The 16,621-nt window shown below is 72.4% G+C and carries 12 protein-coding genes; 1 reads left to right on the top strand and 11 read right to left on the bottom strand.

Annotated features, from left to right (window positions below; translation table 11 throughout):
- Positions 1-291 precede the first annotated feature (291 nt).
- The gene (locus WMF26_RS33935) at positions 292-2,667 is read left to right on the top strand and encodes a hypothetical protein (RefSeq protein WP_437996108.1); all 2,376 of its coding nucleotides are present in this window, start codon (positions 292-294) and stop codon (positions 2,665-2,667) included.
- A 1-nt stretch (position 2,668) separates the two neighbouring features.
- Here the strand turns inward: WMF26_RS33935 and WMF26_RS33940 are convergent, their stop codons facing one another.
- The 11 genes from WMF26_RS33940 to WMF26_RS33990 form a co-directional block, all read right to left on the bottom strand.
- The gene (locus tag WMF26_RS33940; protein WP_437996109.1) at positions 2,669-4,702 is read right to left on the bottom strand and encodes a hypothetical protein; all 2,034 of its coding nucleotides are present in this window, start codon (positions 4,700-4,702) and stop codon (positions 2,669-2,671) included.
- 77 nt (positions 4,703-4,779) lie between these two features.
- Positions 4,780-5,154 carry a PAAR-like domain-containing protein gene (locus WMF26_RS33945; RefSeq protein WP_437567263.1) on the bottom strand — a complete coding sequence of 125 codons (375 nt, stop codon included), beginning with the start codon at positions 5,152-5,154 and terminating at the stop codon, positions 4,780-4,782.
- On the bottom strand, positions 5,151-6,194 hold the full coding sequence (locus tag WMF26_RS33950) for a beta-ketoacyl synthase N-terminal-like domain-containing protein (protein WP_437950294.1): 1,044 nt from the start codon (positions 6,192-6,194) through the stop codon (positions 5,151-5,153). Before WMF26_RS33950 ends, WMF26_RS33945 begins: the two co-directional genes overlap by 4 nt.
- On the bottom strand, positions 6,191-7,204 hold the full coding sequence (locus WMF26_RS33955) for a DUF2169 family type VI secretion system accessory protein (RefSeq protein WP_437996110.1): 1,014 nt from the start codon (positions 7,202-7,204) through the stop codon (positions 6,191-6,193). The genes WMF26_RS33950 and WMF26_RS33955 overlap by 4 nt, the downstream gene beginning before the upstream one ends.
- A 21-nt stretch (positions 7,205-7,225) precedes the next feature.
- The gene (locus WMF26_RS33960; RefSeq protein WP_437996111.1) at positions 7,226-9,901 is read right to left on the bottom strand and encodes a type VI secretion system Vgr family protein; all 2,676 of its coding nucleotides are present in this window, start codon (positions 9,899-9,901) and stop codon (positions 7,226-7,228) included.
- A 3-nt stretch (positions 9,902-9,904) separates the two neighbouring features.
- Positions 9,905-12,133, bottom strand: coding sequence for a type VI secretion system Vgr family protein (locus tag WMF26_RS33965; protein WP_437996112.1), 2,229 nt, complete (start codon positions 12,131-12,133; stop codon positions 9,905-9,907).
- A gap of 12 nt (positions 12,134-12,145) precedes the next feature.
- A complete protein-coding gene (locus WMF26_RS33970; RefSeq protein WP_437996113.1) occupies positions 12,146-14,350 on the bottom strand; it encodes a type VI secretion system Vgr family protein in 2,205 nt (734 codons plus the stop codon).
- A 118-nt stretch (positions 14,351-14,468) separates the two neighbouring features.
- Positions 14,469-15,032 carry a hypothetical protein gene (locus tag WMF26_RS33975; protein ID WP_437996114.1) on the bottom strand — a complete coding sequence of 188 codons (564 nt, stop codon included), beginning with the start codon at positions 15,030-15,032 and terminating at the stop codon, positions 14,469-14,471.
- Positions 15,033-15,138: 106 nt separating this feature from the next.
- Positions 15,139-15,579 (bottom strand): hypothetical protein, encoded by a 441-nt coding sequence (locus WMF26_RS33980; protein WP_061623727.1) that lies wholly within the window; start codon positions 15,577-15,579, stop codon positions 15,139-15,141.
- 76 nt (positions 15,580-15,655) lie between these two features.
- Complete coding sequence (locus WMF26_RS33985) at positions 15,656-16,264, bottom strand: hypothetical protein (RefSeq protein WP_437996115.1); 609 nt, start codon at positions 16,262-16,264, stop codon at positions 15,656-15,658.
- Positions 16,261-16,557 carry a hypothetical protein gene (locus WMF26_RS33990; protein ID WP_437996116.1) on the bottom strand — a complete coding sequence of 99 codons (297 nt, stop codon included), beginning with the start codon at positions 16,555-16,557 and terminating at the stop codon, positions 16,261-16,263. The genes WMF26_RS33985 and WMF26_RS33990 overlap by 4 nt, the downstream gene beginning before the upstream one ends.
- Positions 16,558-16,621: the final 64 nt, after the last annotated feature.

Raw genomic sequence — 16,621 nt, forward strand, 5'->3', positions numbered from 1 at the left:
CGCCGTCCCCACGCCGGGCCACGGCCGCGCCGAGGCTGCGCGACGCGACGACCGCACCACCCCTGCGCGACGCGGCGGCCGGCCCGCCCTTCCTGTGCTTCCTGCATTTTTCGTGATGGCGTCGCGCGGCTCTTGCCACGCAGCCAAGAGAACACCCCCTCTCCGCGTCTGAACTCGCGATCGCCAGGCGGCCTGTCATCCACTCCGCGCGAGACAGGCGCGCCGGCAGAGCGCGCGCGCCGCGTGCGACGCGCGAAGGGACCACTCCATCTCTCGCGCAAGGAAGGATTCATGGCCGATCGTCCTCCGTCCCGCGCTGCCCGCGCAGCCGCGTTGCTCTGGTGCTCCCTCGTCGTGGGCGGTACATCGCTCATCTCGGGGTGCTTGACCCGACCCATCGCCAACCAGGATACGCGCACGACGGGCACCGTCGTCGAGCGGCTCCCGCAGCACGTCGACAAGATCGATCTCCTCCTGACCATCGACAACTCGGCGTCGATGAAGGACAAGCAGGAAATCCTCGCGCTGGCCGTGCCGGACCTCGTGAGGCGACTGGTCAACCCCCAGTGCGTCGATCCGCTGGACCCCGCGAGATCGTCGCCGCCGAAGAACGGCGTCTGCGATAGCGGCATGGAGCGCGAGTTCGAGCCCGTCCTCGACATCCACATCGGGATCATCAGCACGAGCCTCGGCGACCATGGCGCTGCGGCCATGACCCCCGACGGGAAGAGCGCGTGCGCCGGGTCGACCGTGCACATCTCCAACAACGACATGGGGCACCTCATCGCCCGGAGCGACGGCGACGACGCCCCACCGACGTATGAAAACAAGGGGTTCCTCGCCTGGGATCCAGAGCAGAGGCTCAACCCTGCCGGCGAGTCGATCCTCGACGACGGCGCGGGGCACGGCCTCGTGCCGACGCTGACGAACATGGTCCGAGGGGTGGGCGACGTCGGGTGCGGCTACGAGTCGCAGCTGGAGAGCTGGTACCGCTTCCTCGTGGACCCAGCGCCCTACGACACCCTCGAGGTGGTGAACGGCAAGGCGATCCGGACAGGGCTGGACAAGGCGCTCTTGGATCAGCGCAAGGCGTTCCTCCGGCCGGACTCGCTCCTCGCGATCATCATGCTGTCGGACGAGAACGACTGTTCCATCCGGGAGGGCGGGACGGACTTCTGGGTCGCGCGGCCACCCCCGTTCCGGATGTTCCAGCCGCGCAAGGAGTGCGCGGAGAAAGGTCCGGACGATCCGTGCTGCGCGTCGTGCGGAGTGGACGCCCCTCGCGGGTGCCCGGTCGATGAGACCTGCAGCGAAGGAGGCAAGGTCAAGGCGCTCGACCTGGAACATGACCCGCCCAACCTGCGCTGTTTCAATCAGAAGGAGCGGTTCGGGATCGACCTGCTCTACCCGATCGACCGCTACACGGATGCGCTCACGAAGACGCAGATCGAGGATCACGACGGCGATATCGTCAACAACCCGCTCTTCTCGGATCTCGACCCGGACGACGAGCTCAGCACGGTTCGGTCGCCGGAGCTCGTGTTCTTCGCGGGCCTCGTCGGCGTCCCCTGGCAGGACATCGCGCGCCAGAACGACGCGGGCCAGCCCGACCTCAAGAAGGGCAAGGACAAGGACGGCAACCCCGTCGGCGGCTTCAAGAGCGCCGAGGAGCTGAGCGCCCCGATCGCTGGCTTCCAGAGCACCTGGGACATCATCCTCGGAGATCCCAAGGCGCGCCGCCCCCCCGCGGATCCCCACATGGTCGAGTCGCCGAGGCCCCGCGATGGCGTGAACCCGATCACCGGGACGCCCATCGCCGGCGTGAGCTCGCCGGACGACGCCAACGTCATCAACGGCCACGAGTGGGAGCCCAAGACGACCTTCGGCGACCTCCAGTTCGCCTGCGTGTTTCCGCTGAAAAACCCCGTGATGGACGGAGACTGCGACAAGCGGACCGACAAGACGGACTACAACAGCCCCCTGTGCCAGGACAACCCCGACGGCACCGACAGCAACATCCAGGTGAACGCGAAGGCCTATCCGGGCCTCCGGCAGCTGGAGCTCATCCGGAGCCTCGGGGACCAGGGCATCGTCGGCTCGGTGTGCCCGGCGGAGCTCAGCAAGCAGGCCGAGGTCGAGGGCGCGCTCGACTTCGGCTATCGGCCGGCGATCGGCGCGATCGTCGATCGTCTGAAGACGAAGCTGGCCGGGCAGTGCCTGCCCCGCGCCCTCCAGCCGAACGACAACGGACAGGTCAGCTGCCTGGTCCTGGAGGCGCGGACCGTGGCCGACGGGCAGTGCAGCTGCGACGGAGCCGCGGCGCGGCGGATGGTGCCCACCGAGCACCGCTTGGCGGAGCAGATGGTGCTCGACGATCCGGTCGCGACGGCGAACGGCTGGAACTGCGTCTGCGAGGTCGAGCAGCTCAGCGATCCGGCCGAGCTCAAGGCCTGCCAGGACACGGTGCCGCCGGCGCCCGTGGAGGTCGGCGGCGAGAAGGTGCACGGGTGGTGCTACGTCGACCCGCGGCTCGGCCTGGGCCGAGACGAGGTCGTCGCGAAGTGCCCGTCCACGGAGCGCCGGCAGGTCCGGTTCACCGGCAACGGCGGCGCCCAGGACGGCGCCACGCAGTTCGTCATCTGCTCCGGCGACACCGCCAAGCAGTAGCCTATTCTCCCAGCGGCTGCCCCCAGGCCCCCGGCGCCTCGCGCGTCTCCTGGAGAATCGCCTGCCACGCCCCGAGGCACCGCTCCTGCTCCGTGACGAAATCGTGCGGATCGAAGCGCGCCCATCTCCCTGTCTGCGCCGCAAGCTCCCTGCATAGCCGCCTCCGATCCTCGACCGGGAGCGAGAGCCTCCACAGCTCGTGAAGCGACACCGACGGTGAGTACATCCGCCCGCGCCGCAGTCGCCGTTTCGGGTCGAAGCGCCCCCTGTGCTCCGACCAGTACGCCCGCCAGCGCGCGGGATCCGTCGATGGCACCTCCAGCGTCTCTCTCGATCCGACCGGCGGGCGGTCGCGCGGATCGCTCACCAGCTCTCCGAGCGGACGACGCCCCCGGAACGGCGCCGGGTCCGGATCGATCACCCCCACATCCTCCAGCGCCTCCGGGTCGACCTCCACCTCCTTCACGAGGTTCGCGCCGAGCAGCCGTTCGAGCGCGGCGCCGGCGGCGCGCGCCACCCCCTCCACCGCCGACTCCAGCAGATCCAGCAAGCTCGGGATCGCCTCGACGAGCCCGGCCCACCCCACGGCCTCGACAGCGGCAGGCGTCGGCGATCGCTGCATGCGCTCGAGCAGCCAGAAGGCGTCTTCCTCGCGGGCGGCCAGCGAAACGCGCACGAGCGCCCGATCCCCGAGCGCCCCTTGCGCCGCCCTGCGCGCGGCCTCGGCCGTACCCGGGTGCGCCGCGAGGAGCATGGCGTCGAGCGCCGCCGCCTGGACGTCGAGATCCTCGTGCGCGAGCGCCCGCTCCATCGCGCGTCGACCGCGCGGATGTCTCGCCGCGGCGAGCGCGGACAGCCCCAGCGCAAAGACGCGCGCGTCTTCCTCCTCGCTCAGCCCCTCGAGCTCCGCGGGCGTGAGCCAGCCGCGGTGGGCCAGCACCTCCACGGCGATCGCCCGGCACCCTCGCTCGGAGGACGCGGACAAGGCCCGCAGGCAACTCGGCAAGAACGGGTTCCGGGCGAGCTTCATGGCCGAGACGAACGCCCCGGCGACGACCGGATTGCCGGGGCCGAACCGGAACAGCACCCGTTCGGCGCAGGCGAGCACGTCGCGACCCTCGAGGCACCCGGCGATCATCGCGGCTGCAAAGACGCGCATGGGGTCGGCGGCCGGCGCATCCATCGCCATCGGCTCGACGTGCGCGATCGCCGTCGGACCGAGCGCCGCCAGCGCGTCGATGGCAGCGACCATGCGCAGCTCGAGCGCCTGACAGGAACGCCAGTCGTCACCCGGGAGCGGCGCCCGCTGGATGCCCAGCATCCCGATGTCCTCGAAGCACAGGCGCGACCAGCGACGAACGAAGTCCCCGTCGGAGATCGCGGCGGGCGGCGCGAACGCAAATCCGGGCGGCGCCTCTCCCCCGGCCGAGGCCGGCTTCGCCAGCCTCGGCGCTGGTCTCGCCGGACGGACGAGCGCCTCGGTCCGCTCGCGTGCCAGACGGCGCATCGCCTCGGCCATGGCGGCCAGCTCATCGAACGTCCTCGGCTCCGAAGGCGCGAGCTCTCGCGCTTCAGGCTCGGGCTCGGGCAGCTTCGGCGCGCGGAACGTTGGGACGAGCGAGGCCCGCTCGACGACGTGCAGCGGCGGACCGTCGACGCCCGCGCGAAGCACGGCGGCGTTGGGCCCGGCGAGCGGCGCGCCGGCGAACTGCTCCTCGGCCGCGACGAGCGCTGCGCACGCGTCCCGGAGGGAAGCGAGCACCCGCGGTTGACCCGCGCGGGCCACGAGCACAGCGGCCGCAAAGGCATGGCCGTGCGCGCGACCGATGGCCGTGACGCGGTCGGCGCGGCCATCGAACGCGTCGTACAGCGCGCCGAGGCCGCTCTCGAGCCTGCGCGCCGCGGGCGCGAGATGGGCGCTCGGCTCACGCTGCGCTTCGATGAAGCGCGCGACCGCGTGGAGGAGCGCGTGCGCGCGCTCCAGGTGCCGAACCCAGGGCGCGCCAGCGTCGAAGGCGGAGAGCTCGTCGGACATGGCTCGCCGCCTCACCCGATGCCTTGCGTGCGCACGCTCCCGGCGGGACCGCGGCGCCCAGGGCCTATCGACATGAATCAGAGCCCTCCCTTGTTCAAGAAGCCGGGGCTGCCGGTGATCCCCACCATGCCCAGCTCCACGAGCACGATCGGCGCTCCCATCACGAGGAACGACGGCCCGCCGGTGTTGAGGCTGACCACCTCCTTCAGCGTCCCTGGCTCGTTGCCGTGGCACGCCTTGAAGCTCCCCCCCACCGTCAGGATCTTGGCGCCGCCCATCTTCGTTCGTACCGGCGCGTTCTTGATCCCGTCGGCCGAGCTCGCGAACACCGGATACGGCACCGGAACCGGGCCAGGCGCGGCCGGCGTCGTGCACACGCTGGCCGCCAGCGGGACCATCTGGTGCCCCGACCTGGCCGTGATGCAATCCATCCCGCACGCCGTGATGCTCATGCCTGCTCCTCCCTCTCAGCCCCTCGCGCCGCGCTCGCGAGCAGCACCGCCGCCCGCTCCCCGCCGTCGTTCCCCGCCGTCGCGATCGCCACGGGCGACGGTGCATACCCGTGTTCCCACGCTGTGGCCGCCATCGCGACCAAGAGCGGCACCGCCGCGGCCCCCAGGTAGCCGATGCGCTGCGCTGGAGAATCGATGACATAAGGGCGACCGAGCACGTCCTGCATCCGCACGAACGCAGCCTGCCACTCGCGGAGCCGCCGCATCTCCCCCGTGAGATCGGTCAACATCCACCCCGCTGTCCTCCCGGCCCGCGCCAGGGGCTCGGCCGCCTGCTGCGCCGCGCTGGTCAGCCCGAGCGCCTCGTAGGCCGGCGCGTCGTCGCCAGGCCGGGCGCGCTCCCGCCCCGCGCCGACGCCGAGCACGCGCGCGAGCGCGCGGAGGCCCTGGCGCTCCGCGTCCGCGTCGCGCATCAGCGCGAAGAACACCGCAGCTTCTCCCGGGATGCGCGCGTCGAGGTTGTCGGGAGAGAAGAGCCGCCCGCTCTCCTCGAGGGCCGCAATCGCACGCGGGTCGTAATCGCTGTGCACGCCGCCCAGGATCACCGCGTCGGCGAGCCTCGACGAGAGTGCGCTCAGCGCCTCGGAGAGGAGCGGTCCCAGGGCCGCTTCGCCTCCGGCGACGATGCCCACGGTCGCGGACGGCATCGAGCGCTTCACGGCAGCCGCGAGGAGCTGCGTCGCCGCCGGCGCGTCGGGATATCCCTCGTCGAGCGAGAGCCGGACCAACGTCCTCCCGTCGCGGATCGGCGCGGCCGCCTCCTCGAACGCCGGCACCGCGAGCAGGACGAGCCGCTCGGGCCCCACGATGCGCGGATCGATCACCGGGATGAACCCCATCGAGATCGCCTCGCCCGCCGAGCTCGCGAGCGGCGCCTCGGCGACCGCCGGGAAGCCCGCGCGCAGCAAGAACCCCGTCTGCCGGGCGTTCAGCCCGATCGGCGTCCGTGCCCCGACCCTGACGACCCCGACCGCGCTCACCCTGCCCCCGTCTCGGTCACGACGATCTCGACATCCTTCATGCGCCGCGGGGGCTGGAACGCCGCTCGCCACACGAGCTCGACGACGACGCCCGCCGGCGCGAGCGCGTCGACGAGGACCGTATCGACCGCGGGCAAAACGACCTCAGGCGCTCGCCCTCTCGCCCTCATCGCGATCTCGACGGCGACGCTGGGGAGCCGGAAGCGCGTCGTCCCCCCTCCCGGCGTGAGGTTGAGCAGGGCCACGTCCTCTCCCCCGCGCAGCGACGGGGCCGCGATGAGCCCTGGCGAGGCGCACAGATTGGCGCGATCGTCGTGATCCAGGGGCAAGAGCGGCGCGCGCTGCCTGCGCCAGGCGGCGTCGTAGGTCCCCAGATGACGCCGCCGCGGCTCCCAGTGCCGGCCGATCGCGCCGAGCCCCGCGGGCGCCGGGCGCGTGCTCGCCGAGGCGATGAGCTCCGCCGGATCCTCGATGAACGGAGCAGGCTTGTGCGTCAGCGCCGCCGGATCGCGCGCGATCCCCATCCCCACCGGATTCCGCGGCTCTTCCACGGGGCGCGACGGATCGCTCCGATCCAGCCCGCCCCACGCGTGGTCGTACCGCACCTCGATCCCGGTCGTGGGGCGCGGCTCGGACAGCGCGGCGCCGTTCGCCTGCCAGACGCGCAGCCCGAAGATCCGCACGACCTTCTCCAGCGCGCCGATCCGCACGCCGGCATCGAAGAAAGGGACGGCCTGCCCGCCGGGCGCGTGCGCCGCCGCCACCACGATGACGTCCGTGCCCGGCTTCGCGATGCACAGGTCCGCTGGATACTTGATGCTGCTCATCTCCGGATCGCCCCACGGCACGTCGGCGCTGCGGATGCGGCGCTGCTCCGCCCCGTCCGGAAGCTCGAGCTCGCCCTGCCCGGCGACCAGCACGAACGTCGCCTTCACCACGACGACGAGGCGCTCGCCGTCCTTGCCGATGAGCAGGAACGGCGCAGCGGCGAAATCGGTCCTGTTGTCCACGCGCGGCGCATCCATATCGCCTCACATCAAGGACACGTTGCGCTTCAGCCTGACGTCGGGCGCGGTGATCGTGACGAGCCCGGCTTTGATCGTCACGCCCCCGCCGTCGATGACCACCTCGCTCGGGCCGCACTTGAGCAGGATGGCCCCCGCGGCGTCCACCTCGTGAAACGCGCCGATGAACATGCCCTTGCCGCCTGCCACGACGGTGTGCGAGCCGCCGATCCTGTCGATCACGGCGCCGCCCACCATCGTCGTCCGGCTGCCGCCGACCCTCTCCGCCTCCGGCGCGCCGCTCACGACGGCCAGGCCAGCCGCCTTCTCCGTCTTGTCGGCGAGGCACGTCTCGACCCGCGCACCGGCCACGAGCTCGACCCGCGCCGCCCCGACGCGCTGCACCCGCGCGCCCCCGACCGTCGTGTGGATGCCGGCCGCCGCGATCGTCGCCCTCATGCCACCGACCTTCTCGTCGTGCGTCGAGGCGCACACGTTGACGGAGTGCCCCGGCCCGGTGGCGCTGTCCGATGCCGAAGGGCTCGCCGCTCCGCCGTCCGGCCCCGCTCCGCTTTCGCCCGAGGCGCCGGAGCCGACGCCCGACGCATCGCCGGGGCGGCCCACGCCGGCCGCCCCTCCGCCCCCGAGCAGCGCCTCGAGCCAGCCAGCGTCGCCGCCCGCGGGCGCCGGCCCGCCGGCGATCGCGCCGAGCGACGCGCCGAAGGCCGCCGGCGAAGGCAGACGCGCTGCCGCGTCGAGCGCCTTCCCCGTGGCGCCCAGGTTCCCGGCCCCGAGGGCGTCCATCGCAGCTCCCAGATCCCCGAGCTGGCTCTCCAGGGCATGGACTGGCGCCATCACCTGGTCGACCTTCGCAACGACGGCCCGGTCGAGCGCCATGAGCGCGCGGCGCGCCTCCGCTGTCGCTGCCTCGGTCGGCGCCGTGCCGGAGAGGGACAGCAGGGCGCTGGCCGGATTGCCGACCATCTCCTTGTGCGTGCCGCCCACCGTCGCCGCGCTCGCCCCCCTGGCCGTGAGCCCGAGGACGGCGCTCACCTGCACCGTGCGATTGCCGCCCACGGTCGCGGTCTGCGCGCCGTCGACGGTGCTCAGGTAACCGTTCGTCACCTCGATTTTCTGGTCCGCGCCCACCGTGAGCCGCGCGTCGACCTCGACGCTCTTCGACTCATGGACGCCCGTGGAGCGCGTCTTGTCGTTCGCCGTCGCGAGCGTCGTGTTCCTCTGGGATCGGATGCTGAGCTCCTCGCTCCCAGCCCTGTCCTCCAGGCGGATCTCGTTCGCGCCCGACCCGCCAGGCGACGAGCTCGTGCGGAGCGCGGTGCGCGATTTGCCCTCAGGCAACGCGTAAGGCGGCATGAATCGCCCGTTGAAGACGCGCCCCGTCACGACAGGCCTGTCGGGGTTGCCCTCCAGGAACTCGACGATCACCTCCCATCCCACCCGCGGCAGGAGGATCGCCCCGCTCGCTTGCGGCTGCGCCACGCGGATCCAGCACGAAGCCGTGTCATCGCCCTCGCCGTGGCGATCCCAGTGGAACTTCACCTTGCACCGGCCGTGCGCATCCGTATGGATGTCCTCGGTGGGCGCGCCCGGCGGCGCGACGACGACCGCCGTCTGCGGGCCTTCGATGATCGGCGCGGGCGTGCGCCGCGGGCTGCGGTAGCGGACGCCCCTCGGAACGGTCGTGGCGCGGGCAAGGTACACCCCGTCGCGCAGCTCGTGGTCGGCAGCGGTGATGAAGTGATCGCCGTCCAGACCGTCGGGGGCATCGACGAGCTTGAGCCACCGGCCCGCCATGAGCCGCGGGCATCCGGACTCCAGCTCGAGGAGCGCCCGCTCGGCCTGCAGGGCCTCCAGCCGGACCCGGGCGAGCCGCTCCCCCTCGCGCCGATCCGTGTACAGCCCCGGATGGTCGTACACCTCGAGGTCCGCGTCCGTATCCGCCGCCGCGGTCACGGTCTGGTCCAACGTCGGCGCCTCGAAGTCGACATCGCGCAAGACCACCTTGCCCGTCGCCGTGCGGCACCGCCGCGTGAGGACGCCGATCGCGTCCTCGACGCCGGCGAGCCCGGCACCGAGCCGATAAGGCACCTCGTTGTCTCCGTCGATCGGATCGCTCGACGTGCTGTCGTCCTCGAAGACGACGACCTCGCCAGCGTCGCCGGACTCGGCGTGAAAGTAGATGCCCTCCTCCTCGAGGAGCCGCGAGACGAAGGCCAGCGAGCTCTCGTTGTATTGCACGCAATGGACGCGCTTCGGATAGCCGCTCACGAGCCGCCATGACTGGCGCTGGTCGTCGATACCAGCGCGCCGCAGCACCTCGGAGACGATCTCCTTCACGTCCTTGTCCTGGAAGATGCGGCAGTCGACCTCGCGCTCGAGCAGCCCCATCCACGAGGCGACGTGGATCCGGTACAAGGCGCCCTGGAGGTCGTGGTCCGCCGGCGTGGCGGCAATCTCGACGTCCGTCACCACGCCGTGGACCTCGTGCTCCGGGCCCTCCCAGCCGAATGCAAGGGTGGCAGGGCTGCCGAGCAGCTCGTCCGGATCGACGTAGGCCCCGTAGCGCAGCTCGACCTCCGCCCTGGTGACGAGCCCGAGCCGGCGCTCGACCCGGAACCCGAGGACGTCCCGCGACGCGATGGCGTGGGCTCGGAAGAAGGTGCTCAGCGTCCGGGGTGTCACGGCTCAGTTCTCCTTGATGACGCCCAGCTCGTCGCAGTCGCCGTCGAACGTGATCGCGGAGGCGGCGATCGACACCGACGCAGGGGTCAGCGTGATCGTCGAGGCCCCCATGACGACGCTGAGCAGGGTCTGGGCCTCGAACACGACGTTCGTCGCCTTGACGATCTGCGCACCCCCCGCGATCTCGAGGAAATCCGTCTCGCTCACGTCGTGGCGGTCCCCGGCGACCTGGTTGAGGATCGCGCCCGCGGCCTTCTGGCTCAAGCGGGTCCCGACCTCGACCGAGCGGCCGCCGCCGGCGAGGATCACCTTGGCCGCCCCCGCGGTCTCGGTCCGACTCCCCTTCACCGTCACGGTCCGATCCGAGGCGGTCATCTCGATGAGCGCCGCGCCGACGGCGTCGTTCATCGTGGCCAGGGTCGCCTCGTCCACCGAGCCGGCCGCGACCTCGACCTGCATGCCGCCGATGGTCAGCGTCGAGCTCCCGGTGACCGTGCGCTTGTGATCTCCGCCCGCCGCGAGATCGCGGTTGCCACCGACGGTGAGCGAATGGCTGCCGACGTCATCCACCATGAACGTCGAGACGCGCACGCTCTGGTCGCCGCCGATCGCGAGGTCCTGGTTCGCTCCGACCGCGGCGGACAAGCTGTCGGCCACCGCCAGCGTATGATGGGCCCCGATGGAACGCGACTCGTTGTTTCCTATGCTCTCGATCGCGTTGTTCCCCGCGCGCACCGATCCGTCCCGGGACGCGCTCATGAGCACTTCCTCGGCGCCCGCCCGGTCGTCCATGCGGATCTCGTTCACCGAACCGCCGCCGGGGGTCGTGGCGGTCTGAAGGGCCATCCGGGTCTTGTGCGCCGGCAGGGGATACGGCGGCGGAGACGCCGCGTTGTACAGCCGCCCGCCCACGAACGGCCGGTCCACGTCGCCCTCGACGAAGGCGACGCACACCTCCCAGCCCACGCGCGGCGTCAGCATGCCGCCGCCGAGCGGGAGCTGGCTCGTGCGGATCCACGGGCTCGAAGAATCGTCGGCCCTGCCGCGGCGGTCCCAGGGAAACAGGACCTTCACGCGGCCATGCCGATCCGGGTGGATCTCGCTGCCCGGCGGTCCCGTCGTGACGGCCGACTGCGCGCCTGCCACCGCCCTCGCCGGCAGGGCTCGCGGGGGCCGATAGGGGGTCGTCGACGCCGGGATCGCGCGGAAGGCGACGCGCGCGCCGCGCCCCGTCGCGTCCCCGCGCGGCTGGGCCGTCGCGCGCGCCTCCAGCGCGATGTCGACCTCGACGACCAGGTACTCCTGGTTGAGCGGCTCGTACGGATGGTCGACCAGCGAGAACCTGCGCCCGGGGCGCAGCCGGAGGGTGTTCGTCGTGCCGGTCGCGAGCTCGCGCCGGGCGCGGAGCGACTCGAGGAGCACCCTGGCGCGGCGATCGCCCACGGCGGGCTCGGTGAACCGGCCGGGGTGCGCGTACACCTCCAGCGCCCTCTCCGGCGCGTCGTCCCCCTCGGCCGTGGCGTCGAGCTTCACCCGGGGTCGCTCGAAATCGTGATCGCACAGGCGCACGCGCCCCGGCGCGGTCGTCCTCTCGCAAGAGAGGGTGGTTATCGCGTCATGCGCCGTGTCGAGCCCGTCCGCGGGGCGGAAAGCCAGCTCTTTTTCCCCCTCGATGTCCTCGGGCTCGCGGTCGAAGAAGACGACCGTGTCGGCGCCCGTGCTCGAATCGACGAAGAAGGCGATCCCCTCCTCCGCAAGGAGCCGCCGGACGAAATCGTGATCCGTCTCGCGGTACTGCGCCGCCATCTCGCGCGTCGGGTAGCTGTCCACGAGCCGCCAGCGCTGCGCGGAGGCAGGGATGCCCGCGCCCGCGAGGACCTCCTTCACGATGTCGGGCGCCGACATGCGCTGGAAGACGCGGCAGTCGGCGCGCTGGGTGAGGCGGAACAGCCGGGGGCGCGCGACGAGCCGCGTCCCGGGCTCGTCCGTGCCCCGCGTGGTCCCGCGCTCGGCCTCGACGACGACGCCGGCCAGCCTGCGCTCCTCGCGGCCGCCGCGCGACAGCGTGAGCACGAGCGGCTTGCCGACGAGGGTCGCCGGGTCCGGCCCGCCGGCGAGCTCGCACCGGAGCGAGCCGATGCCGTCGATCGCCTCGCGCGCCTCGAGCCAGAGGAGGGGAAACGGAGCGCCGTCGATCGTGAGCTCGTGTCCGATCTCGATGAGGTCTGCCACGCCTGGCCTCGTTCACCCGATCTTGAGGCTCGCCGCCTGCCGGACGATGAGCGCCGCCTCAATGGCGATCTTCGGGCCCTCCAGCGTCATCGGGCCGCCGTCGAGCTTGATGGCGCTCCCGCCGCCGATGAGCCTCGCCACGCCGCCCGCGAGGACGATCTGCGGTGCCTCGACGACGCAGTCGCCGCCCACGTTGCGCAGGTGCAGCCCGCCGATGAGCTGCTTCACCTCGCCCGCCTGCGTGGAGAGCGCGCCCACGCTGTGGATCTCGCCCGCGGACGACGTCTGGTCCTTGCTCGCGGCGACGCTCTCGACGCTCGCGCCGGCGACGAGCTGCGCGATGAGCGCCCCGGCCGTCTCATCGTAGGTCGAGAGCATGTCGTCATCGATCGAGGCGAGCGAGAGGCTGGTCTGGATCGAGCCGACGTCGCGCGTGAAGGCGCCCGCGATCTGCTGGCGGACGCCGCACGAGAGGGTGATCTGGTCCCCGCCCACGGCATAGTCGCGCGCCCCCCCGACCTTCTCCACGAGATCGGCGCTCGCGTGGATCCGCTCGTCGCCGCCGACGGAGATCGCCTGCGCGCCGGCCACCTTGTTCTGGAGCGCGTTGCCCACGGCGATCGACTGGTTCGCGCCCACCGTGACCGACTCGCTCGCGCCGATGGAAACCGCGTAGTTGCCCCCGACGCTGTGCTCCTCGTCGACCCCCACGGTCTCGTCCTTGTCGTGGCCGGTGGCGATGTGGAGATCCCGCTGGGCGGAGATGGAGAACCCCTGACCGCCCGCCGTGTCGCTCATCGTGATCTCGTTGTGCCCGGCGCCGCCCGGCGTGGACAGGCTCTTCAGCGCGCTCCTGGCCGCCGCGCCGGGCAGGGCGTAAGGAGGGGTGTGCTCGGCGTTGAACGCGCGCCCGAGCACGAGGGGGCGGTCCGGGTCGCCGTCGAGGAAGCCGACCGAGACCTCCCAGCCGACGCGGGGCAGGATCATCGAGCCGCCGAGCGCGAGCTGCGATACGCGCAGCCAGGCGCTCGAGGTGTCGTCCTGCTTGCCCGAGCGATCCCACAGAAACCGCACCTTGATCCGGCCGTACCGGTCGACGTGGACGGCCTGAGGCTCGTCCGATGGCCCGGTCACGATGGCCGTCTGGACGCCGCGCGCTCTCGGCTTCTTCGTGCGGCGGGGCGGGGCGAACGGCGCGCCCTTCGGGATGGCGGAGAACTCGTTCTCGCACGCCGCCCCGCCCGCCCGGCCTCGCGACCGGAGCTCGACGACCACGAACTCTCCCTCGAGGAACGGCGCGGCCGCACCCTCGATCGCCACCGGCGTGCCGCACAGGAGCCCCGCCGCGCCGGTCTTGCCGCGGCAGAGGTCGACGTCGCCGCGGAGGGAGCTCAGCCGCCGCGCGGCCTTCCGTGCGCCCTCGGCGGCCGCGGTGAAGCCGCCGGGGTAGTCGAAGTGGCGAATCGCCCGGTTGCCGGGCGCCGCCGCCGAGGCCGTGGGGAAGACCTCGGGCTGCTCGAAGTCGTGATCGCGCAGCGCGAGCTCCGTCGGCCTCAAGGCCTTTCTCCGGCGCAGATCGAGCACCGGCCGGGCGTGCGCGCCAGCCCCCTGCCGGACGGAGAGCCGCACGTCGGGGGTCCCGTCCAGCGGCGCGAACGCCGCCGGGTCGTCGGCGAAAACGAGCCTGTGCCCGTCGGGGCCGTGGAGGAAGAAGTAGAATATCCCCTCTTCCTCGAGGAGCCGGTGGACGAAATCCAGCTCTGTTTCGCGGTACTGGCACAGGAGCTCGCGGGGCGCGTAGCCGTGGCGGAGCCGCCATTCCACGCCGCGGTCGACGCCGGCGTCGGCCAGGACGGCCTTGACGACATCCACCGGGCTCCTGTCCTGGAAGATGCGTGAGCCCTCGCGGTGCTCGAGGGCGGCGACGGCGGGCCGGAGCCGGAGCTCGAAGACGTATTCGCCGGCCCGGTACTCGAGGAAGCCGACGCGGTCGGGCAGGCCGTCGTAATGGCGGACGCTCCCGTGGCCATCATCGACCTCGAGCAGCATCCGGCGCTGGAGGCACGCATCGACGCGAAAGGACGGGTCGCAGGTCGAGATCTCGACGCGGACCGCGTACGGAAGCGAGACCGCCTCGTGGGCTTCGTAGGAACGAACCCGCACATCGCCGGGCAGACCGTCGCCCGCGAGGAGGAGGTGGCCGAGCGTGGCCTCCATCAAACGAGCCCTCCACGATCGCGAACCCAGAGGAGCGCCCGTGCTCGCCGCCCCTGACAACGCTCCTCGCGCGGGGCCAGCGGGATCTCCTCGGGGCGCGGGCCGCGCCGGCGCGGGCTCAATTCAGCCTCAAGATCCGCCCGACGATGCGGAACAGCCCGCGGGAGGCGGCGCTGATGCGGCTGCCGATCACCTCGACGTCCCCGTCCTGACGGATGCGGACCGCGCCGTGTCCCGAGCGCAGGAGCACCTCGTCCTCGGCCTCGATGTGGACCGTGGCCGCCTGCAGCCGGAGCTCGCGGGGCTTGCGCGTCGCGAGCGCCGCGACGACGAGCGGCGCTTCGCCCTCGCAGCACTCGACAAGCACCGAATCGCCGTTGTCCAGGGCGTCGGCGATCACCTCGGGATCCACCTCGGGCGCGAGCTCTGCCTCGACCGCCGCGGGCGCGCCGCGGAGCACGATCGTCGCGCTGCGGCCGGCCACGGCGAGCACGCGCGCCGTGCGCGTGCCGGCCGCCGGCGCGACGCCTGGCGCGACGCCCGCCCGGCGCGGCGCCGGCTCCGGCGAGGTGGGATCCGGCAGCAGATCGTCGATGGAGAGGCGCGACGCCGGCGCTGCCTCCTCCAGCGCGACGGTCGCGCTGACGGCGGCGGCGGCGCTTTTGTCGTGAGCTTCCATCATGTCTCCGATACGCCACGTGGCGGCAGCGCTCGACCGCGGCGACCTCGATGAGCGACCATGGGCCTCCATGTCGACCGTGCGGCCAGCGGCGCCGAGGTCGACGCGCTCATTCCGGGGAGCCTCCGGCCTCGCCGCGGAGCGCCGCGTGGAACCGCCTCTCCATGCCGGCGTCCTCGGCCATCCGACGGCTCCAGTGCTCGCTCCCGCGCACGTAGTCGGCCAGGGTCACGCCCACCTGGGCGAGCGCGGCCTGCACGTCGCCGGTCGACTGCAGCAGCGATGTCACCCGGGCGAACTGCTCGAGCGAGACCGGCGGCGCGGCCGCGCGCGACGCCGCCTGGTAGGCCTCACAATACGCGGCGAGCAGCGCCGGGACCGGTTCGTCCTCGTCGGCCAGAGCGCCGGAGAGGCGCGCCTGCCAGTGTGCGTCGGCGGCGTCCCACCGCGCCTCGTCGACCCCGTGTCGCGCGAGCACCTCGGCCCGCGCGCCGCCGGACTCGGCGAGCCGAGCCATCACCCGCGCGTACGTCTCCAGATCGAGCACCATGAGCGAGCTGCTGAGCCTATGCGAAGCGGGTGTGTCGATCCACCACGGAGCACGGTGAGCTCCGTCGACGGAGCGATCAGCGAGCGTCGCCGAGGCCCGAGGCGCCGCGGCGCTCCTCGTGCAGGGCGATGGCGCGATCGAGCGCCTCCCTCGCCCCGCGCTTCTCCCGAGGGAACGCCTCCACGTGGTCACACCGAGGCCACGCCAGCGCGCGCGCGATGTCCGGGAGCGCCGCCGCCGGCTCGTTCGGGTCGGCGTAGCGGTGCACCTGGAAGAGCACCGGCACCTGCTCGGGCTGTCGTCCCGCCGCGATCAGGTCGGCGCGCAGCGTGGCCGCGCGGTGCACCCCGAGGGCGAGCCGGCGCGCCCGGCCGTCGATCGGGAGCACGACGACCTGCGCGCGCCTCAGGGCGTCGAGCTCGCCGCGCACCTCGTCGCTCTCGGCCGCGAGGCCCTCGATGGGCTCGTGCCAGGCGACCCCGCGCGTCACGATCAACGAGAGGCGCAGCGGGAGCACGGCGGCGCCGCGCGGCCAGAGCAGCTCGGCCCGCGCCGGGATCGGGCCGGCCTCGATCGAGGCCGAGCGGGCGAGGGCGGCGAGGTGCCGGAGGAGCCGGTAGGGGCTCCCGGTGGGGCCTGTGTAGTAGGCGACGTGGAGCGGGTGCGGCTGGGCGGGCGTGCTCACCAGTCCAGATCCTCCTGCTCCACGAGCACGCGCGCGTTCTCGAACAGCGCGGCGACGAGCTGCCGCCGGTCGTCGAAGACGAGGCCTTGGGCGTAGTCGACGATGCGCCCGCCGGGCTCCTCGTTGACGCAGTGGACGCCCCAGAGCACCGGCTCGCCCGTGGCGTCGTCCCAGGTGCGGAGCGGCTCGGGCGCGCCGTCGGGTCCGCAGGCCACGAGGACGAGCGGCGCGCCGCCGCCGTCGGCGGCCGCGCGGGCGGCGAGCTGCCGGCAGAGGAGGTTACTTGGCTTCATGTTCGGCCCTCATTCTTCGTAAAGCGCGATGGCGCGGTCAAGCGCTCCTTCGTGCAGCGCTTCT

It is taken from the genome of Sorangium sp. So ce185 (genome assembly GCF_051526825.1).
In the GTDB taxonomy this organism is placed as follows: Bacteria; Myxococcota_A; Polyangia; order Polyangiales; family Polyangiaceae; genus Sorangium; species Sorangium cellulosum_D.